At 60.8% G+C, this 18,700-nt stretch carries 19 protein-coding genes; 8 read left to right on the top strand and 11 right to left on the bottom strand.

Annotated features, from left to right (window positions below; genetic code table 11):
* Window positions 1-19: 19 nt before the first annotated feature.
* From BH682_RS31360 to BH682_RS31350, 4 genes are all read right to left on the bottom strand, one after another.
* Complete coding sequence (locus BH682_RS31360; RefSeq protein WP_064113447.1) at window positions 20-925, bottom strand: hypothetical protein; 906 nt, start codon at window positions 923-925, stop codon at window positions 20-22.
* A gap of 485 nt (window positions 926-1,410) precedes the next feature.
* Entirely contained in the window at window positions 1,411-1,923 is a 513-nt protein-coding gene (locus BH682_RS36870) for a hypothetical protein (RefSeq protein WP_232354263.1), read from the bottom strand.
* Between the two features lie 178 nt (window positions 1,924-2,101).
* Entirely contained in the window at window positions 2,102-3,061 is a 960-nt protein-coding gene (locus BH682_RS36865) for a DEAD/DEAH box helicase family protein (protein ID WP_232354262.1), read from the bottom strand.
* 69 nt (window positions 3,062-3,130) lie between these two features.
* The gene (locus BH682_RS31350; RefSeq protein ID WP_064113449.1) at window positions 3,131-3,742 is read right to left on the bottom strand and encodes a hypothetical protein; all 612 of its coding nucleotides are present in this window, start codon (window positions 3,740-3,742) and stop codon (window positions 3,131-3,133) included.
* Between the two features lie 219 nt (window positions 3,743-3,961).
* On the opposite strand from BH682_RS31350, the gene BH682_RS31345 reads away from it, so the two are divergent.
* The 4 genes from BH682_RS31345 (at window position 3,962) to BH682_RS31330 (ending at window position 6,925) form a co-directional block, all read left to right on the top strand.
* Window positions 3,962-4,891, top strand: a complete 930-nt coding sequence (locus BH682_RS31345; protein ID WP_064113450.1) for a ribonuclease H family protein — start codon at window positions 3,962-3,964, stop codon at window positions 4,889-4,891.
* Window positions 4,892-5,064: 173 nt separating this feature from the next.
* The gene (locus tag BH682_RS31340; protein WP_047269223.1) at window positions 5,065-5,634 is read left to right on the top strand and encodes a hypothetical protein; all 570 of its coding nucleotides are present in this window, start codon (window positions 5,065-5,067) and stop codon (window positions 5,632-5,634) included.
* A gap of 322 nt (window positions 5,635-5,956) precedes the next feature.
* Window positions 5,957-6,337 (top strand): hypothetical protein, encoded by a 381-nt coding sequence (locus tag BH682_RS31335; RefSeq protein ID WP_156519333.1) that lies wholly within the window; start codon window positions 5,957-5,959, stop codon window positions 6,335-6,337.
* Between the two features lie 219 nt (window positions 6,338-6,556).
* On the top strand, window positions 6,557-6,925 hold the full coding sequence (locus tag BH682_RS31330; protein WP_064113452.1) for a hypothetical protein: 369 nt from the start codon (window positions 6,557-6,559) through the stop codon (window positions 6,923-6,925).
* A 935-nt stretch (window positions 6,926-7,860) separates the two neighbouring features.
* Here BH682_RS31330 and BH682_RS31320 read toward each other — a convergent pair.
* Window positions 7,861-8,223: a hypothetical protein gene (locus BH682_RS31320; RefSeq protein ID WP_155419153.1), complete on the bottom strand. Its 363-nt coding sequence runs from the start codon at window positions 8,221-8,223 to the stop codon at window positions 7,861-7,863.
* Window positions 8,224-8,380: 157 nt separating this feature from the next.
* Here BH682_RS31320 and BH682_RS31315 point away from each other — a divergent pair, with 157 nt between their 5' ends.
* From BH682_RS31315 to BH682_RS31305, 3 genes are all read left to right on the top strand, one after another.
* Window positions 8,381-8,983 (top strand): hypothetical protein, encoded by a 603-nt coding sequence (locus tag BH682_RS31315; protein WP_075835893.1) that lies wholly within the window; start codon window positions 8,381-8,383, stop codon window positions 8,981-8,983.
* A complete protein-coding gene (locus tag BH682_RS31310) occupies window positions 8,973-9,314 on the top strand; it encodes a transcriptional regulator (protein ID WP_231915853.1) in 342 nt (113 codons plus the stop codon). Before BH682_RS31315 ends, BH682_RS31310 begins: the two co-directional genes overlap by 11 nt.
* Window positions 9,315-9,440: 126 nt before the next feature.
* Window positions 9,441-9,902 carry a hypothetical protein gene (locus tag BH682_RS31305; protein ID WP_047269230.1) on the top strand — a complete coding sequence of 154 codons (462 nt, stop codon included), beginning with the start codon at window positions 9,441-9,443 and terminating at the stop codon, window positions 9,900-9,902.
* A gap of 320 nt (window positions 9,903-10,222) precedes the next feature.
* On the opposite strand, the gene BH682_RS31300 is transcribed toward BH682_RS31305, so the two are convergent.
* From BH682_RS31300 to BH682_RS31285, 4 genes are all read right to left on the bottom strand, one after another.
* Window positions 10,223-11,683, bottom strand: a complete 1,461-nt coding sequence (locus BH682_RS31300; protein ID WP_156519334.1) for a hypothetical protein — start codon at window positions 11,681-11,683, stop codon at window positions 10,223-10,225.
* 51 nt (window positions 11,684-11,734) lie between these two features.
* A complete protein-coding gene (locus BH682_RS31295; protein WP_231915854.1) occupies window positions 11,735-12,739 on the bottom strand; it encodes a tyrosine-type recombinase/integrase in 1,005 nt (334 codons plus the stop codon).
* A 181-nt stretch (window positions 12,740-12,920) separates the two neighbouring features.
* Complete coding sequence (locus tag BH682_RS31290) at window positions 12,921-13,190, bottom strand: hypothetical protein (protein WP_075835891.1); 270 nt, start codon at window positions 13,188-13,190, stop codon at window positions 12,921-12,923.
* A gap of 5 nt (window positions 13,191-13,195) precedes the next feature.
* Window positions 13,196-14,479, bottom strand: coding sequence for a hypothetical protein (locus BH682_RS31285; protein WP_157127677.1), 1,284 nt, complete (start codon window positions 14,477-14,479; stop codon window positions 13,196-13,198).
* Between the two features lie 419 nt (window positions 14,480-14,898).
* Between BH682_RS31285 and BH682_RS31280 the strand changes: the two genes are divergently transcribed.
* Window positions 14,899-16,701, top strand: coding sequence for a tetratricopeptide repeat protein (locus BH682_RS31280; RefSeq protein WP_075835888.1), 1,803 nt, complete (start codon window positions 14,899-14,901; stop codon window positions 16,699-16,701).
* Window positions 16,702-16,811: 110 nt separating this feature from the next.
* On the opposite strand, the gene BH682_RS31275 is transcribed toward BH682_RS31280, so the two are convergent.
* Entirely contained in the window at window positions 16,812-17,942 is a 1,131-nt protein-coding gene (locus BH682_RS31275) for a hypothetical protein (protein WP_157127676.1), read from the bottom strand.
* Window positions 17,866-18,156: a hypothetical protein gene (locus tag BH682_RS36075; protein WP_157127675.1), complete on the bottom strand. Its 291-nt coding sequence runs from the start codon at window positions 18,154-18,156 to the stop codon at window positions 17,866-17,868. Before BH682_RS36075 ends, BH682_RS31275 begins: the two co-directional genes overlap by 77 nt.
* Between the last annotated feature and the right edge of the window lie 544 nt (window positions 18,157-18,700).

Genomic DNA, 18,700 nt, shown 5'->3' with positions numbered 1-18,700 from the left:
GGCCACGGGTGGAGCTCCTTCACTTGGTCGGTAGCAGTTCTAACAGCAAAAGCATCCCGGTGCAGTCGAGAGAGTCCGCGTGTTGGCCAGATCCTCCGGACGGGTTTACCCCGGCTTTGGTTGCCAATCTATCCGGGTTGATTTTGCCGGACGTCGATCGGATCGATGCGAGCATGCGTCGAGCGTCACGGCTACGTTCGCTTCTGCGGCGTTTCTGCTCGGTCGCTGTCCGCTTGTTCGCTGTCCGCTTGGGCGCAGTTTCCTTCGCTGTTCGCTTGGTCGCAGTTTCCTCAGTCGCTGGTCCCTTGGTCGCAGTTTGCGTGACGGGTGGCTTCCGGACGGGCCCAATAAAGCCGGCGAACGGTGCGTGAGCGGCGTAGTCGAGCGGATCAGGGAGCGGCTCGTATCCTTCGGACCGGTCTGCGTAGTCGTGAAGGATCTCGTCGATAGGCCGAGGCGCAGCTGGCGTAGTGAAGGATCTGCCCTCTGCAAGTTCCTGACGCACCGCAATGCGGTCCCCGTTCGACAGTGCCTGCCACGCCCTACCATCTTGGGCTGCTTCGATCACGTGCATGCGTGCGGCGGCAGTATTGGCAGCCTCAGCGCACTTGAAGTGCTCACGGGACCAGTGGTTCCATTCAGCAGGGTTGTCGCCGTTGATGTCCATTCTCACCTTCGCCCTGGCCATGTCGTATCGAGCGTCTCCGAGTTCTCGGTACGCCTCGACTGCCGCGGGGTGAGTTGGCCGGGCCGGCATGGCTGCGACTTGTTCTCGCCGGTACTCGTCCATCAGCCTGCCTTCGATGAGCCTCTTCGACAGCTTTGCCAGTTCTGGATCTTTCGGATCTGCTTCGACACGTCTGTTGATCTCCGATTCCAACTGAGCTCGGACCTCGTCCGTCGAATCGAGCTCGGTTTGCCTCATGATTAGCTCCCGCGCGGAGGACCGGACCTCTGATCCCAGAGCGTCCTGGTCCGCAGCGGATTTGTTCGTAGCCGCCGCATATCTGGCTTGGGCACGGGCAAGCGCGCTACGTTGCGCTGTCACGGCTGCGCCGCGGCACTTGGGGCAGCGGCGGCCCGGCTTGGCCTTACACATGACGCGTAGTCCTTCCGACGAGGTATCCGCATCATTGTTGCCTGGCCGGTTCCGGTGCTCCGAGGTTCGCGGCATGGTGCAGATATGCGAATGGCCCGCTATTGCGGGCCATCACGCCTATCGGAGATGCTCCACATCCATCAGGGGACGCGACGCGAGGGCAACCGTTGAAAGACGCCCGAATAAACGTCCCGGTACCGCACTCGCGATTTTCGGCCTCCCCAAAAGGGAGGCAGCTTCATGATAAGCATGTAAGTCGTCAATCGACAACGTACCTGGAAAAAACCGACCACATGATGGCAATTTGTTCGCTATTCGAAAAAACTGTCAGGTAGCCAGTCCGCTCCGAACAGCTTCGAAATGGCCCCCAGTGCGCTGGTATCGCCATTCACACTCGTCGATGTCACTACCAATCTGTTGATCATCGTACGGGCCGCATCCTCTTCGACGGTGTCGGCTGAATAGATGACAGACCACGGGCAAACTTGCCCGTCACGGTGTGCTCGACCGATTGTCTGGCGCGCTGCGATCCCGGAATACCGCGGCTGATGAAAGAACCCAATCCTCGGAGTCGCGCTCGCTCGCGTCCCATCCGCAAACATTTCCCGGGCTTGCAGATTAATTGCCGAAGTGGTGTTGAAAACCACGACAGGGTTGCGACCCACCTGGAACGACATCCGCTCAGTCTCGAGATCTCCACCACCAAAGATGCGAGAAACACCCAGCCCTTGTTCCTCGAGGAGATCGGCAACAGGAGCAGCAGCAGTAGTGGTGAGTTCGACAGCCACGAGCACCTGATATCCGCGTTCCACTGTCGCAGCCACCAACTCCGCAGTCTGGGGTGCCCGTAGCAGGCTCGCCTTCTGCCGAAACCGCATCAACGCGGCGCGACCGCGGGCCGTGTCCTGACCGGTACGAGCAAGTCGCATCTCGGCACGAAACTCTCCCCAATCCTGGTGGTATGACGCCCATTGCGCAGGTGTGAATTCCACAGGGAGCCCGTCAAGGGGAGCGGGCCCCCCAAGGTGCATCGCGGTGCAGCAGCACTGGTGGGTTCGTGTTCTCCATCCAGCGGCGGACCCTCGTCACCGCCTGATTCTGTGTCGTCGTGGATTCCTTCGCGTCAGCGGTCCACTGCCACTTACCTTTCTCCCAACCCGGTTCGAGCGGCACACCCATTTCGGCGAGCCTGGCGCCGAGGTCGGCCCACTGCTGTGGGCGCTCCCCGTGGATCTGAGCGAGCAGCGACGACAGATAGGTGTATTCGCCCGGGTGGTGTCCGGGTGTGGCTGTCACCGACAGTACAAATGGGGCCTGTTGTGGTGGTGAAGAGAGTTTGTTGATCCGCCGCATGTACTGCGTGCGTTGAGTTGTGATGTGTCGGAATTGCTGTGCCTCGTCGTTGATCACGACGGCGAATACATGCTTCGGCTGTCCATTCTTTCCAAGGAGTTTCTTCAGCTGGTCAGGCGACATGATCAACCAGCGAAAGCCGCCATCTCCACCGAATGAAGCGATCGCATCACGCCAGGCACCGATTGTGATCTGCGCCGGTCGGTCCACCGTGATCAAGATCGTGTCGCCGCCGCCGAGATGGCAAATCGCCTTGGCGGCAAGCACTGCCGTACCAGTCTTTCCGCACCCCATATCGTCGCCGAGCAGTATGCCTCGGTAGCCACTCTTGTACGCGGTGGCGATCGCTTTGGCGCCGGAAATCTGCATTGCCGTAGGGGTCTTCGGGGCGGCCCGCGCGCCCGGCCCTCGCACACCGTTCATTTCGTCCTCGATCCACCGCGCGTAGCTGTACGGCTTGGATGCGTAGACCTGCAATGTTTCCGGCAGGGTCTCCCCGACATAGGCATGCGCGCGAATTCCCGGGTAGTAGTGAGCGCCGGGAGGTGTCGCTCGGTAGGGAACACCGTCGAGAACCCAGACCCTCTGTCCACGCGCGACGGAGGGCACTTCCATACGTTTCGCAGGCGGGGCCTTTCGAGGTTTACTACGTGCCCGTGTTCGTGGTGGCACGTTCGATCAGCCCCAGGGGTCTTCGGTGGCCACGGCTTTCGTCGATGACGCTGCAGGGGGAGCCGTAGGAGTCATCGCTTCTGCAGGAGCAGGTTTCGGGGGAATTGCAGGTGCGGGTGCAATGTTCGGCGCAGGTGCCGGCCTCGAATTCTGCTGCGGAACAGGATTCTTCGGAGTCTCCGTGTGCTGCGACTGATCGCTACGCGGTGCCGTCGATTGCGTGCTCATGGGTGGATCCCGCAACTCCAGCAGCACGCCTGAGCAGCGCAGTACCATCGCGGTATCCCACCGTTTTGCGACGTCGAATAGCGAATCGACTATCGGTCCTGGAGTATCAGCGTTGTCGGCAGCTTCGCGCATCGCCCTAGCGAGAGAGCGAAGGTTGTCCGGGTCGGCGGCTACAACCGCACGTGCATCGTTGGGGTCGATCAGCCCGCAGAGGTGCCTCTCGGTGTTGTTGGGGCCAGGTGCGACCTGTACTGCGTCTTTGATGTTCAGAGACAGCAGCCATGGCCCGGCGCAGGCACCTTCTGAAACCTCGTTCTCGACCTTTTTCGCCACCGTCGACATGAACAGTCGGCGGCTGTCGTCGGTGTAGCGCGCGACCGATGCAGCCATTGTTGAAGCTCCCTACGTTGTCCGCGTGAGCGCGGTGATCACTGGTGTGATTGCCACTGTAGGAAGGCCGGTTCCGGTGTTCGGTGAAACACTGCGCTCGCAACTGCCACCCGTCAGCGGCGTGCCGCACGGTGTCGGGCCTTCATTCGCGGTGCCGCACGGCGGAAGGGCCCTTCGTACCGTCATTGCATCACCAACACGAGATCACAGATTGGAACGATGATGAATGCCCCTACGCCCCTGCAATTGCGTGCCGGCGGTGCCGTACCGCAGCTGAACAATCCACTGACCGCTGTAATCCGAGTCGTGAACCCGCACTACTCACTCGGTGTCGACCACAAGATCATCACCGGAATACTTGCCGACGCAGGCGACACGCTCACCCAGAAAGCGATCTCATCCAGCAACGCTTCCGACAGCTGGCGGGCCAGCGTCCTCGACATCTTCGCTGACCTCTACGAACGCGCGAACGCCGCGAATCGAGAACTGCTTGTGTACATCAGTGACCGGCACGTCCGCGACATGCTGATCGAGAGCGCAGCCTCATTCTCACAGGCGGTCTTCGCAACCAACCTCTACGACCAGCTCGGCTCCCGCCTCCGCCTGCTCTATGACGCCGCCGGCCAACTCGACGCTCGTACGGCACGAAATCTGGAAATGCGACGGCCGCTGGTCGTTTACACCGATGGCTCGGTCTCGGCGACCAGATTGGGCTGCGGAATGGGTGTGGCAACCGATACCGAACTGCACGCAACCTACAAGCCCGACGCACCCAACACTCCAATCGTCGCCGAGCTTCTCGCGATCGAGCTGGCTCTGAAAACCTTTGCCCAGAAGCACCTGGTGATTCGAACCGACAGTCGAGATGCGATCGGCCTAATTGGGCTGACGCCAACTGAACTCGACGCTCGCAATCGGTGCGGCGAACTGCACACAGATCGCTACATCTCATCGGTCGTACGACGAATCCACAATGCCTCCGCCGGCAGACAAGTCTCGTTCAAGTGGGTCAAGGGTCACGATGGCGATCGGCTCAACGAGGCTGCGGACCGCGCCGCCAAATGCGTGCGCAGATTCAACTCCTACAGCATCGGAAGTTCCGCCTTGACCCAGGTTCTCGACAACATTCGCCATGACATCGCAGCGTGAAAGGTATGTCGGTTATAGATTCATGACAGTAGACACGCTCGCATTTCAGGAAGTTCCATTGCCTGGCGCCAGCAAGAAGACCTTAGCCCATAGAATTCGACTACCAGTCGGACATAGGCGAGAGCCGTTGTGCCGCAGGTCTAGATTGAACATGACTACTCACAGGGGGTTCGATGACCAGCGATGAAAGTGAATTCAACACAGCACTCAACCGCGGGCGCGTCTATGACTGTGCCGCCCAGTTACGCACCGCCCCGCAGGGAACGCCGATTACCGATGCCACAGGCCGACATTGGATCCGCGGTTTCAACGACCCCACCGAACGCCGGTGGCGTCGCAGAAAAGCACCTCGGCTGATCTGGGTCGGGATCGGCGGCGATCAAGACCGGTGCCCATCCTCCGAAATCCCTCTACCTGCCCGACATACCACCACCGAGGCCTTCTGGGCACTCGATGGGCTACCCACGACCCTCCTTGAAACCTCTCAGACACCGTTCTCGATCGGCGCGATTGCCGGAGGCTGGGTCGGCGGCACTGTAGACAGTGCGCAGTGGGATCAGGCCAACACCGCTACCCGCGACTACTGGTTGGGGCTCGGGCTGAGCCCGGTTCCAGCCATACCCGTAGCCGGAGGAAGCGTCGGCGGCACTCCCGCTGCCTCACTGTGGGATACGACTCATGCACGCTCCCGTAATGTTTGGGCAGACACCGGGGAATCCAACACCGACAGGTTGGGCATATAACAGCGGAATCGTGACGATGCTGAACGCCACTTTGGATCGCCTATCGACGCCGATCTCCGCAATACCGACGGCTGTTACCAATCCATTTCCCTCGATGTCGCGGAACGAGCCAGGCGAAAATCCGGCAGCGCACAGCTGAAAGGATCTTGCAGCCAACGCATCCGACTGGTTTCTCGTTTCACGGTGCCTGGAATCCAGTCAATTCTTGTCACCAAACCATGTGCTGATTACCGGCGTCGTTACCACACAGATTCCGGCGATCAGTATGAACGTGACAGCCAGAATCCCCATGGCACGTGTCAGTGTGCCGTGGTTAGCAGGTATGGCGAGCGTAAATGCGTTGGCGGACATCGAAGCCACCAACGCACAAACCGCGATTCTCACCGAGGGACTGCGCTTCCCGACCAATCTCGCCCCGAGGGAAATCGCAGCGGAGGCGTTGATCAAGCGCTACGGCACCGAAGGTGTCTACGAATGCCTGCGCTACCTCGACAGCGACGACCTCGAGGGAAACGCGTACTGGCATATCCAGTCCGTGTTCGAGGAGCTGTACCTCGTCGAGGACATTCCGATACGCACAATGCTGCTCGAGATCAGTACTGCCGCGAAGTACAACGATCAGAAGGCCCACGCGGACGAACTCTTGGACACGCACAACCTGTCAGCCAACGCGCAGGGCGTCTTGAAGGAAACTACGCAGTGAGCCGCGGAGGGCACCCGTGGGCCCTGGGTACATCGATCTCCGTCTACGTTGCGAGGAACTCCCTTCCTCAGCGCGACGTGTAGCCAGGCCCCGTCGACGAGAGCGACATTCGAATCGCGCTGGGTAACCAGATAGTTGAATGCCGGGCCCCTCGAAACGCGGTAGCGGCACGCAGTTCGCCTCCCAGCGACCGCGTCGTCGATTCGATACGCTGCGAACATGCGGGTTGACGGCATCAGAGATGAGGCTGTAGCAGAGGCATGTGACGCTCTGCTGGAGTCGCTCGACGTGCTGCTCGAACGCCTCGCCAATCGAGTCGAATCCGCGCCGGCGGCCGGCAGCGCCGAATGGAAAAACCAGTGGAGTGCACGAGAGTCCGCAGATGGACGCGAGCGACTCCGACGACACCTTCTGGTCAAAATCGCAATCGCCACCGCAGCACGCGTCGATCCCACCCACGACATCGAAATGGCCCGACAAGCCGGAATCCCAGAGGCCGACATCGCGCGCGCGTCCGGCCGGAAGACGCAGCGACGAGCACCACACGGAAACGCAGGTCTCACACCCACCCAGACAACTCTCTGGTAGCGCAGATTCGTCGGCGGGGTCGGTGAATGGCCGGGCGAAGCACTGCAGCCTTACCGGGCCTCGCTCTCTACGCATGACCGCACGACTTCGTGTGGGTTCCCGATCGCTTGAGGCGTTAGTCGCACAAATCAGTCAGAGATCTCCGACGAACTGGAGCCATGCCACTGCCGCACGAATCATGGCAGCAAACGATGGGCCGACAAACAACTCCAGATCCAACATCTCAACGTCCCCTCCGGCATCTATCGGCAGTACCCACCAAGCCAGCATGGAGCGTTATCGAGAATTCCTTGCCTGATGTAGTCCGGAATGAGCCAGGCGGGCATGAGCCACCAGATCGGTGGATAGTCCATCATGATCCCTCTCGCCAGTCTCGCCGGGCATCCCGCACGTCGAAACCCTTAATGGTCTCGGCGTGGATACCCAGCGCGTTCGGCAATCAGACGCTGAAAGTAGACCGTCAACAGCGTTTTCCACACCGACAACCTTAACATTAGCCCGTTAAACTTATGCTCGTGAATGACGATGATCGACAGAAGGCCCTTGAGGATGTCGAGGAACTTGCCCGCCTCCTACACGCGCTCCGTGGACTATCCGTTGAGGTCGAAGCGCTACTTGTGGACGCGATGAAGATCGCTCGCAGTTCCGGACTTAGCCAGGCTCTTATCGCTGAGGCGGCCGCGTTGTCTCCTGGTCGCGTCAGTCAGGTGGTCAAGTCCGAGGGAGCGGTGGTGTCACGATCACATCTACACGACCGCGTATTCAATATCAGCGAATGGCCAGGTGAGGCCTTGCACCCTTACAAAGCCTCGTTCACTGGACGCATGACAAGGCCGCCCTACAGCAAGCGGCGCCCTGCCCCGGCCAGTAACGATCGAATGAGAGATGACCTGATGTAGCGCACAACTATCCACAAGGTCTCAAGTAAAAGGTAGCTAGTCGATGTGCGGGCCAAGAGTTCGTTCCCCCGATTGCCATCTGTAGTACAGAGCAACTCCAAAGCAGGCAGACGACGCGATGAGGAGACCGCCGGAGATACGGATGAAAAGCGCATCTTGAGTAATCAGCAGCACAATCCCGACGACGCCTAATGCAGCACCCGCACAAACTCGGCCAAGCTTCCAGGGTCGTGACCCAAGGCCATTTCGTACCGATGTGGGGTTGCTCTCGTCGCGCCACCAGGCGATCCAACCAACGACGACCAAAGTGCTCCACAAGATCTGGATCCAGTCGCCACCAACAATGCCCTCCACCAGCAGGAAAAGCGCTGCCGCGGATACAGCTGCCACTGCGCTCACTCGGAGATACTTGGATTGAAGCATGACTGAGCTTGGGGCTCGACCGCCTATGTCGTCAATGCCAGTCGATCTCACCCCTGGGGCGCTCTAGATCTCGTACGTGTCCGCTAAGTGTCAGGTAGTTGACAGAGGACACTCTGCGGCGCAGAGTAAAGAAATGACAAAGGCTGAGGATTCGAAATCGGCAGGTACTGATCAACTCGCAGCCCTCGCGATATCAGTTCAACTCAGGCGTCGAGTGAACTCGACGAATCTCTTTGGCTACGGGTCGGGTTCGTTGCTCATAGGTCTTGTGTGGATGTTCGGTGAGAGTGCGAGTCAGAACGGTTTCATCGCACTCGTGGTGCCGCTGACTTTTGGAGGCCTCTGGGCTGCGACAGCGATGCGATCCTCGCGGCTCGGCGTACGCGGATACCGGATCGGGTATGGCGCGCTGTTCCTGTTATCGCTAGCCGCTACGGTCGCCGGACTGCTTGTCGCGTCATCGAATTTCGGTGCCCTGACGTTGCTTAGTGTGGGCTTTTTCTGGCTTGGCTGGCGCGAGAGAAGTCAGCTCGTTTGGGGAATGTCGGCGTTCGGATTCATGCTTGGGCTGGTCACCTCCGCGGCTGCCGTGCGGCAGATTTTCGGAATTGTCGAGACGACACGGTCAATGCAGGTCTCGGCCTACATTACGACCGCATTTGCGGTGGTTGTGATCGCGACGGCAGTCTGGTCAATGCTGGATGAGAACCAAAGGCTCACTTCAATTGTCCGATAAAGGAACAGTAGGGGAGAGTCTCGACGAGGTCGTTCATCAGCGCACTCGACTGTCGATCCTGATGTTGCTGGGCGGTGGCGTGGAGGTCGACTTTTCTTTCCTCCGAACGTCACTCGATCTCACCGATGGAAACCTCGGGCGGCATCTGGACGTCTTGGCGGAGGCAGGAATCATCGCCGTGAGGAAGACGTACAACGGACGAAGGTCCCGATCTTGGATCCGTCTGACGGATTACGGGACGCTCAAACTCGGCCAGGAAGCGCGCATTCTGCGGTCGATCGCGGACCAGATCGACCAGGTCAGAGCACTAAATAGTGATGAAACGTACTAAGTCCCTGCACATTTCGCAAGACTTTTGAACTTCTTTACCAATTCCCGGAAAACCGACCACGCGCGATGGTTTCGTTGTTATGGTCGTGATGTCCCGCCAGAGAACATCATTCGAAGGGAACAAACAATGCGCAGATCACTTGCAGTTGTCTCGCTCACTGCCGCAATCGGTTTGATCGGTGGTCCGGCTCTCGCGCAGCCGGCGGAAACGCCACCACCACCTGGTGTTGGCGCCCCGGCCACGGGGATGTCAACACTCGAAGATCCTGTCATCCAGCCGTTCGGAACGACCTGTATCCAAAATTGCACTGGATATGTCGCGGCAAACATCGAAAGCAAGTCCAGCCAGCAGTCCTTCACCTTCCGGGCGAACTTCATTTCTGCCGGCGGAGTCCAGAATCCCCGCCAGCAAGTACGGATGCTTGGCTTCCAAGGTCAAGTGATCGACGAACAGAACCAGTACGGCGGCGGGCGCCAGTACAGCGGCGAGTTCCGGATGGGCCGCTCCTACCTGACGCCCGTGGCATCGGTCTGTAACACACTGTGGGAGGGCGGCGTTCAGCTCGGTACCGCGTGCACCGGCGTTTGACCCTGCTAACCGTGGCCAGCTGAGATCGAAGTAACTGCTTTGGCGCCAAAGCATTTCACGAAGCACAACGAACAACTCATATACAACAACAAAACTGGGCTAGGAGGACCTGCATCAACGCCGGCGCAGGCGCTGGGCCATCAATAGCAGCGGCCGAACCGTCTCGCTCTCCAATTAGCTCGCCGCATCGATGACCTGAGCGTTTTCCTCCCGTCACGGCGAGCGCGTAAGCGGCGTGATCAACAGTTCTGGAAGGCTCCCTTTTCGGTTCACGAGGCCGGTACCTCACGCAGGGGGGAACTGCTCGAAGTCAGCGTCCATCAGCCCTCGTTTTTACGAAAGTGGGTACGAAACCAGTTGCGTCGAGGGAACTCTCGGCTACCAGCATCCGCCTCCATGTCTAGGCGAGAGGTTCCTTCTACTCGAAGTTTCGGCGTTTCGCCCAAAACTGCGGCTCTAATCGCAGACCAATTCGATAACTTCCACCAATCGAACAAATCGAGTGTCGACACAACCCGTACATCGAGAGAGTTCACGAACTCGGGGCGGGTGTAGACCTGGCGCGAGCGGTCACTCGGATCCGTCTTTCGTTCATGATTGACAATCAGTGTCCCGCCGTTGACGGACTCGCTCGGATGCTCGCTCGCCCAGGTGGCGAGGTGCTTCTTGAGATCGCCGACGAGCGCTTCTTTTGCTCTACCGCCCTCCGACTTGACCTCTACGAGATACCTCCGTCCCTGATCATGGACGAGCAGGTCCGCCGACCACGTACCCTTGCCTGTCTCATCCAGATTGAGTATTTCGAGGTGCGCGTCCTCAAACACTCGCGCGACGGCTTTCTCGAGCTCAGTGCCACTCCCGTACAGCAGGCCGTCTCGCATGCTGGTCGCAGTCTCCCTCGCCTCCTCGAGCTCCGCCAGGAGCCGGGCGCACTCCTCCTCGTGCCGCTTCTCCATGTCGGCCAACGCATCCTGGGCTGCGATTTCTCTCGGGGTCTGCCATTCGGGTGCAACTGACCCTGCGATCCTGTACCGGCGGGCGGCCATCGGAGCGAAATGCGGGATCGCTTGCTGAACCAACCAATCGATGATCTGGGTCCAGTCGACCGCATCAGGGATGACGTACCACCGCATGCTGCCGTCAGCGGGCGCCCATGCTGCTACCACGGGATTGCCGAGGGCATCGATCAGGATGGGTTCGAAGCTCCCGCGCGGCGGGCTCGGAGTTTGAGCGCCCGTTGGCGATTCGAAGGCGGTGCCGAGCAACTCCAGGGACCACCACGGTGCGGTAGCGGGGCGGTTGAGCAATCGCAGTCCGAGATCCTTATCGGCGACGTTCAGGCCAGGAGCGAGTATGGGCCAGGCACCGGCCGGAAGCCGCCCGCCGCCGATCGTGCCGCGGGCGTCGGGGAGCAGGAAGGAGCTATCTGAGCCTTGGAAGAGCGATTTCACTGGTTCGGCGCGGCTGGCGGTGCCGAGCATACTGATGACGAGTGCTGGCTCATCTCGCTCGTTTGCTCCGGCTGAGAAGCGTCGAAATTCGTCGGCGCCACCACTACGGTCAAAGATGTGTGGGTCGATCGCGGCCACGCAATCGGCAGCTTCTTGTCCTAGCCACCGCGGCTCAACATCTAGTTGATCCCAGTCGATCGCGGCGGCACTAATCGGTGTCTGCTGATCAGTGTCGTCACCGGTCGCCGAATGCTTCCTGGCCGGTGTGGCTGGTTGCTCGGAGGGAGCTGCACACCCGATGTGCACGGGTAGGGCGGGGGATCGCGTCACCGGTGAATCGTACGGCGGCTCGACGTCGGAGTGGGTCGACGTGGGCGAGTTCTACTCGAGCATCTTGTAGACGGGGTTCGCCGCTGCGGCGACGCGTGTCTCCTGCCCGGCTGCCGCGGTGTAGCGAGACGTCGTTTGAATCGACGAATGCCCGAGCATCTGCCGCAACTCGTAAACCGAGACACCTTGGTCCGCAAGACCGGTGGCGAAAGTATGCCGCAACTGGTGCACCAGAGCTCCGCGCACCTTCTGGTCCTCAATACCGGCCCGGAAGTACGCCCGTTTGGTGCGGTATTGCACCAGCGATCTCGACACGCGAGCACCGTCCGGGCCGACGAACAGGGGATCGGTCGCCCGGAAACGGGTCCACGGTGTGGAATCAGATCGCGCACGTACGCGACCGGTGTGAGGAAAACGGATCGCCCGCGACGCGAGGTACTCACCGAGTACGTCGACCAGGCCAGCTTCGATCGTGACGGTGCGATCCTTGTCTCCCTTTCCTCGCACGCGTACCGCTTTCGCGCCGTTGGCGCCGTCCACATCGCGCAGATCTCGGATGTCGAGGCCGACGAGTTCGGAGAGCCTGCAGCCGGTCAGAAGGGAGGTGAGCACGATCGCCAGGTCACGCTCCGGCCAGGCTCGAGCGTGGGTGTCGTCCGGATCACCCACTGCGGCCAACAATTTCGCGACAGCTTCGCCGTCGAACGACGACGGTTGCCGCTTGGACATCGCCGGCCGCCGAACCGTCGACATCGGGTTGGCTTCGAGGAGATCCTCGGTGCACCAGAAGCCGCACAACGTATTCCACGTCGACCAGCAACGCCGCACGCTCGCCGGAGCGCGGGTTTCGGCGAACCGGGCGAACGCACGGCGCATGTGGTCCTTGTCGAGGACGGCTGTCGTCAGGTGCTCGATCGGAACGGTCAAGTCGGCGGCGAGGGCGTCAGCGATGCCGACGAAATCGTGGCGGTAAGCCTCAGCGGTGTGGGTAGACATGGTTCCGCCCTTGCGCCAGTTCATGAAGGTATCGAACGCGACGTCGAGGGAGGTGCTCACAGTTCGGGGGCCTCTCGTCGACAGCGTGGGGAGTGGGGTCAGGCCCACTCATTTTGCTACATAATAGTAGTTATGTAGCAAAACGGTGGGAAGCACTTTCAGCGTGCCGACTACTCAGCAATCCGCGAACTCCACTGGCCCGGAACCAGATCGGTTCCGGGCCAACAGGGTGTCGAGGCGGCTACTTCAACTTCTTGATGTCCTTGCCGTTGAGACTGTAACCACCCTTGAGACGCGTCCCCTTCTCACGAGTGGCCGTGCGCAAGATCCGCGCGATCTCCTTCTCGCTGCTCGGGAGCCTCACGTCCTTGGCGTACTTGGCGTACTGCTGTCCCAAGCCGGTGCTGCTGTTGCGGGCAACCGGGTCGCCCCCGAGTCCACCGAGAGCCCCGAGGACGCCCACGGTGGCGCCGATCCGGCTCCCGGCCGCCTTCATCTTCTTGAAATCCATGGTGGTCAGTTCTCCTTCGGATTGAGCAGAGCGTGGTGTTCGGTCAACTCGTTGGCCTGACGTCCGATCTCGAGGATGGTCGGACTGTCGAAGGCCGGCGCAGGCACGGCGGTGCGGGAGCCGGCGTAGGAACGGGACGCGCGAATCGCCTTGTCGGCGCTGCTGCCGGTGACCCTCTGCGCCGCGGCCTCGGACGCAGCAGCGAGGGTCCGGTGCAAGGTAGCAAGGACGATCCCCGACTCCTCCACGAGAAGAGCGCGCTGCTTGCCGAGCTGCTGGATGGTCGCTTCACGATTCCCGAGCTGACTGGCCAGATGCTTGACGCGATCGGTCTGATCAGAGCCGTTCTCGTACTCGGACATGTAGTTCAAGTAGCCCGCCGTACCGACGAGAACCGCCAGCAATCCACTCAAGGTCAGCACCAACGCCAGCGGCGTATCCGCTTCCATCCCTTCGGTGAAGATACGGATCCCCATTACCGACGACGCGAAAATCACGATCGCGGCAAGCGCGATCTGCTCGGCGCGCATCCGTTTGCGGGTCGAATCCGGAGCCCCGAGCGCGGTGTCCGCGTCCTTGAACCTACGGTGCCGGGCACCGCTACGGCCCATGATCTCCGCGAACAGCCAGGTACCGAAGATCGCGAACACGATCGCGGTGCCAGCCCCGACCAACGCGGGTCCATCGAGATTGAACACCTGACGCAGGTTGACGTTGAGCAAGCCCATCATCGCCAACAGGAACACCGGGAAATCGAGCATCATCAACCGCCGATTCCGGGCCTTGCTGTAATCGCGGTCGATGAGGTGCTCCTTGGAACCCTCCCCGATCTTGCGCGTGACCTGATCACGCATGGTGTCGTGCGCGTCCTGCGCCTCACCCGGAGTGAGCAACTCCCCGTTCGGACCATGAAGCGACATGATGTCAGCAGCGCCGATCAGCTTGTCGAGCATGTTGATCTGGCCGTACAAGCTGCGGAGCTTGGCGATCAACGGGACCACCTTGCGTTCGACGTCCTTCGCCAACCCCTTCTCCGCACGGCCGACGACCTTCGCGCGCACCGCCTGCTCACCGAGCGTCAGCTCCCCAACCACAGGACGGGTGTCGAGGCGATGGCTTTCGGTGACCAGCGCCTGGACTGCGGGGATCTTCGACGCCGGCATAGGGCCGAGACCGAACAGCGAGGAGATCTTCTCCCCCCGCGGAATCGTCACCTCCCCGCGTGCAGGCTTGCCGGCCGGGTCCTCCCACCGGGCGAACTGGTTCTCAAAGTTCTCGATGTCAGTCATCGTGACTGCCCCTTCGACTCTCACATGCTCCGGAGGATTCCGGGGCGATGAGATAACGAAATCGCCACACACACGGCGCTGTCGTGGGGTTGTGTGCTGTGTGTGCTGTAAATAGATAGGCGCGTACGCGCCTGGTCCGAGAATCGTCTGACCGCCCGTCCGGTCTGAACCTCGAAGGGGCGATGTTGACGAACGAGCCAGAGCTGAGCTGGACACCAGCGCAACGCGCGTATTCGGTATGGCTCGAGGAGACAATCGAGGCGTACCAAAACTTGCCCGCTGTTTACCGGTGGATGCAGCGATACCTTCGCGACCATGACCTCTTGGACGGGCTAGGCAAGGGGTGGCACGTCGGCAATAAGACGCCGTCTAGCGCGTATACCCAATGGAGAAAAGGGCGCGCGGAGGACCCTGCGCCGGTGCCGACGACGCCGGACAAGGATGCCCTACAGCAAGCGCTCATCGCGGTGGTGAGTGACGCCGTTCCGCAGCCGCCTGAGCGTATCCAGAGACTGGGATTGGATCCCGACGGCCGGTGGGACACGTTCGCGAAGGTGTTCTGGGCAGTCCACAATGCGAAAGACGCGTCACGGACGAGTACGGCAAAACAAGCAGCTGAAGGCGCACATTCGGAGGAACGCGCCCGCAAAACCCGCGATCTCACCGCCACGGAACCTGTGTCGGCAGCCGAACTCGACCCGAAAGCACTGAATCTGGGGTCGTCGATGTTCGGCGGCGGAATACCTCCGTACGTCGCGCGGACCGCGGACGTTCAGCTTGCGGAACGGCTCACGGCGATCTCCACAGGTATCACCGTGGTCGTGGGCCCACCGAAATCCGGGAAATCGCGCAGCGTCCTCGAAACACTCGCCGGTGCGGTCCCGGATGCCACGGTGCAATGGATCAACCCCGCCCCTGGGGTCCTGCCAGCGCTGGTTGATCTGCATAGGAAAGAAAAGAACGCCGGCCCTGGCGTTGTCGTTCTCGATGACGCCCAGTTTTTGGGTGTGAACCCTATGGACGGGCTCAACGCGCAGCGGTTGACCGAACTCGCCTCGAGGAGCCGGTTGATCGTCATCGTCCACGAACACGACCTCGGCACATGGCGCAATCAGATCAACAACCGCACCGTCACCGCTGATGCCGATCTGTCCCGGATCGGTGCGACACCTGAACTGATCGAACTCCTCGACGAACACCGAATCTACTACCAAACAATCCTCGACGCCTCCGAATTAGGAACAGCCACAGCACTATTGGACAACGTAACGTCTCCGGTCGCAGGGCTCGATTTCACACGCCTGGCCGAAGCGCTCGCTTCCGTAGATCACTTCAAATCCGAAGCCACCAAAGAACTCGCCGCCGGCGGTATCCGCGCTGCTCTCATCGAAGCGGCGATCGATGCGACCATTCTTTACCCCACCGGCGCCGAAATTAAACAACTCGAACAACTCTGCAAGCTGCACTACCTGCGCTTTCGCCCCAATCTCCCCTGGCGCACTGGTCAATTCGACGACGCCTTCGGCTGGGCCGCCGAAGGTTACAAAGGATCTCCCCACGCCATCCTCATCCGCACCCCCGACCATGATCAGGAGGAGTATCAACTCTTCGACGCCCTCACCCCACACCTGAGAGCTGCAACCCGTTCACTCAATCTCCTGACTGGCCTCGAACTCGATTCGAATGCCGAGTTCCACGCCGGGCAGTGGGAGTACAACTCAGAGCGCTACGTCGCGGCGGAGCATTGGTTCAAAGTGGCATCGGACCATCGTCACAGCGGCGCCATGTTCAACCTCGGGGTGCACGCTCACGACCGCGCAGACGTCGACGCGGCTCGAAGCTGGTGGGAAATGGCCGCCACGTACGGCGAAGCGGACGCCATGTTCAACCTCGCGGTCTTGTGCCATATCGACAACGACATGCCCAGGGCGTGGGGTTGGTTTGCATGCGCGGCTGCCCACGGCCAGACCGAGGCCATGGCCAACCTCGGCAAGAAAGCGCGCGACGACAATGATCACGGCACCGCGAGAATATGGTTCGAGATGGCGGGCGCACTTGGCCACTTTGAATCAGAGGTAGCCGCCGCGGTCCTAGCGTACGAAGACAACGACCTCGTCACTGCACGCGCCATGCTCGAGAAAGTTGCCGCGACATCACCAACTGACATCGCTCAAGATGCTCTCGCTCTACTTGAAGAGATCTCCAATGTGCTTGACGCCTAAGGTCGGGGAAACGACCAAGAAGTTTGAGATCTTCCCAAGAAGTTTGAGATCTTCCGAGGGGAAGAGCCAAATACCGTCCACCGTTCCCACCGCCTTAGTAGTTGGTTCTACTAGTTGATGGTGAGGGTGACGATGCGGTTGCGCACCGCGAGGTCTTCGCGGAAGTTGCCACCGGGCATGTTGTCGATGATCTGCCCGCCGGGGCGGGCGGTCCCGATCGCCGCGATGGGAGCGCCGAGGTCACGGAGTCGGGTGAGGACGGCCTGCGCGCGGCGCTTCTCGAGGTCAGGGCCACCACCCCAACTCTCGTGAGGGACGGAGGCACTGTGGCCGACCGCGTCGACAACCGTCGTTCCGGGGCAGTTGTTCAACTCCTGCGCGATCGGTGCAAGCACGCCATCGACACCGCCGAGCAGGATGTCGCTTTCCGGGGCGAACGCGATGCTGGTGTCGATGTCGATCTGACCGGCGCACTGTGTGCTCAGCTGGTTGAGCTCGACGACGGGTACCGGAGTCGTCGACACCGGCGGCAGATCACTCACCGGCCCCGGAAGCACGTCGCAAGCAGTGGCATTCATCCGCCAGCAGAGACCGGTCATCATGGTCTGCAACGCAGTCCTCACCGCCGGACCAGCGACCGTCTGAGCACTACCGGGAGCCGGGTAGCCCAGGCCGACGAAAGTGATGTTCTTGCCCGCCGCGTCGGGCAGGTTCCGATCATCGATCGCGTCGACGAACTGATCAGGAGCGGTGATCCAGTTGCCGGCGGCGTTGAGATCGATCGGGTCGACCGTGGCGAATCCGCTGCTCATGAGGACTACCCGACCTCCGGAGGTGGTGGCCTCGAGTGCCCGATCGAGGACACCCAACACATCCAACCCGGGGTGGCTCGAGCTGACTGAAGACGCAGTCTGCTGAAGGTTCTCGATGTTCGCGGCGATCTTCTTCTCCGCCTTGCCGTCAGTAGCCTCGACGGCCTCGCCGCGCATCGGAGTCAGATCGACGGTGGTGGTCGTTTCCGGAGTGACCAGGGTGACGATGCCGTCTTCAGGATTCAGAGATCCAGCCGCGTGTTCGGTCAGCAGATCCATGATCGCCTCGGTCGAGGGGGCAGGTTCGTTGCTGGTCGCCGTCATCGCGATCGTCAACGCGGACGGGGATTCACTACTGCAGGCGGACAACGTCGTCACCGCCGTCAGCACCAACAAGGCAGCAGCACACGTGGTGCGGGTGATCGTCATGATCGGTGTTCCCTTCGTAGAGGTCATGCACAGAAACCGAGGCGCGCAGCGGAGCCAGCGAGTTCCGCCAGCTGCGGAAGTCGCTCGGTGTGCCGGCGAAGCAGGTGATGATCTGCCCGTCATGGAGCACGAGAAGGTGCTGTCTGCTGGTGCGGCGAGTGACGTATCCGGCGTCGTGAAGTTTGGCGACGAGTCGGCGCTGTTCCTTGTGCATCCGGTCTCCTCGGTTCTGTGCGGGCCGCAGCGGGGTGGGCTGCAACTTCGCTTCCGATGAGATCGCCACACACACGGCGCCGTCGTGGGGTTGTGTGCTGTGTGTGAGGCTTTTAGAACTTCGGCGGGGTTGGGAGAATGCCGACCAATCGATTGTCAACTGTCATCGGTCGCATACAGAGCGTGCGAGGAACTGAGAAAGGTCATGCTGCCTATACCGTTCTTGGAGACAGATAATCCAGATCTTGAACGTGCACGCCGACGGATTGGCCCGCTCACCAACCTGCAAGTCACTCGAAGCCCGGACAGGCCTGATCCGCACCTGTGGAACGCCAGTCGAACCGTCGCTCGACGGCCTTGCCCTACCTGCACCTCCATTGAGAATTGAGCGTCACTCGTCGGAGTCCTTTGGAGTGATCTCGCTCGCCCGCCCGTGCTCGCACCAGCCGCACACTGGGCATCGGACGCGGTACTCGAACATTCCGTGGTCGTCACTGCCTAGTGATTCGACAACGGTGATCGCGTCAGCGCTCTTGGGACATACG

The organism is Rhodococcus sp. YL-1 (assembly GCF_001942025.1).
GTDB lineage: Bacteria > Actinomycetota > Actinomycetes > Mycobacteriales > Mycobacteriaceae > Rhodococcus_F > Rhodococcus_F qingshengii.
Note: the sequence above shows the minus strand (reverse complement) of the source record. Positions and strands in the feature narration are given on the sequence as shown.

Excerpts from the sequence above, each read along its gene's own strand:
- BH682_RS31360 (WP_064113447.1), bottom strand. The coding sequence starts at position 925 with ATGAGGCAAACCGAGCTCGATTCGACGGACGAGGTCCGAGCTCAGTTG.
- BH682_RS31350 (WP_064113449.1), bottom strand. The coding sequence starts at position 3,742 with ATGGCTGCATCGGTCGCGCGCTACACCGACGACAGCCGCCGACTGTTC.
- BH682_RS31345 (WP_064113450.1), top strand. The coding sequence starts at position 3,962 with ATGATGAATGCCCCTACGCCCCTGCAATTGCGTGCCGGCGGTGCCGTA.
- BH682_RS31340 (WP_047269223.1), top strand. The coding sequence starts at position 5,065 with ATGACCAGCGATGAAAGTGAATTCAACACAGCACTCAACCGCGGGCGC.
- BH682_RS31335 (WP_156519333.1), top strand. The coding sequence starts at position 5,957 with ATGGCGAGCGTAAATGCGTTGGCGGACATCGAAGCCACCAACGCACAA.
- BH682_RS31330 (WP_064113452.1), top strand. The coding sequence starts at position 6,557 with ATGCGGGTTGACGGCATCAGAGATGAGGCTGTAGCAGAGGCATGTGAC.
- BH682_RS31315 (WP_075835893.1), top strand. The coding sequence starts at position 8,381 with ATGACAAAGGCTGAGGATTCGAAATCGGCAGGTACTGATCAACTCGCA.
- BH682_RS31305 (WP_047269230.1), top strand. The coding sequence starts at position 9,441 with ATGCGCAGATCACTTGCAGTTGTCTCGCTCACTGCCGCAATCGGTTTG.
- BH682_RS31290 (WP_075835891.1), bottom strand. The coding sequence starts at position 13,190 with ATGGATTTCAAGAAGATGAAGGCGGCCGGGAGCCGGATCGGCGCCACC.
- BH682_RS31285 (WP_157127677.1), bottom strand. The coding sequence starts at position 14,479 with ATGACTGACATCGAGAACTTTGAGAACCAGTTCGCCCGGTGGGAGGAC.
- BH682_RS31275 (WP_157127676.1), bottom strand. The coding sequence starts at position 17,942 with ATGACGATCACCCGCACCACGTGTGCTGCTGCCTTGTTGGTGCTGACG.
- BH682_RS36075 (WP_157127675.1), bottom strand. The coding sequence starts at position 18,156 with ATGCACAAGGAACAGCGCCGACTCGTCGCCAAACTTCACGACGCCGGA.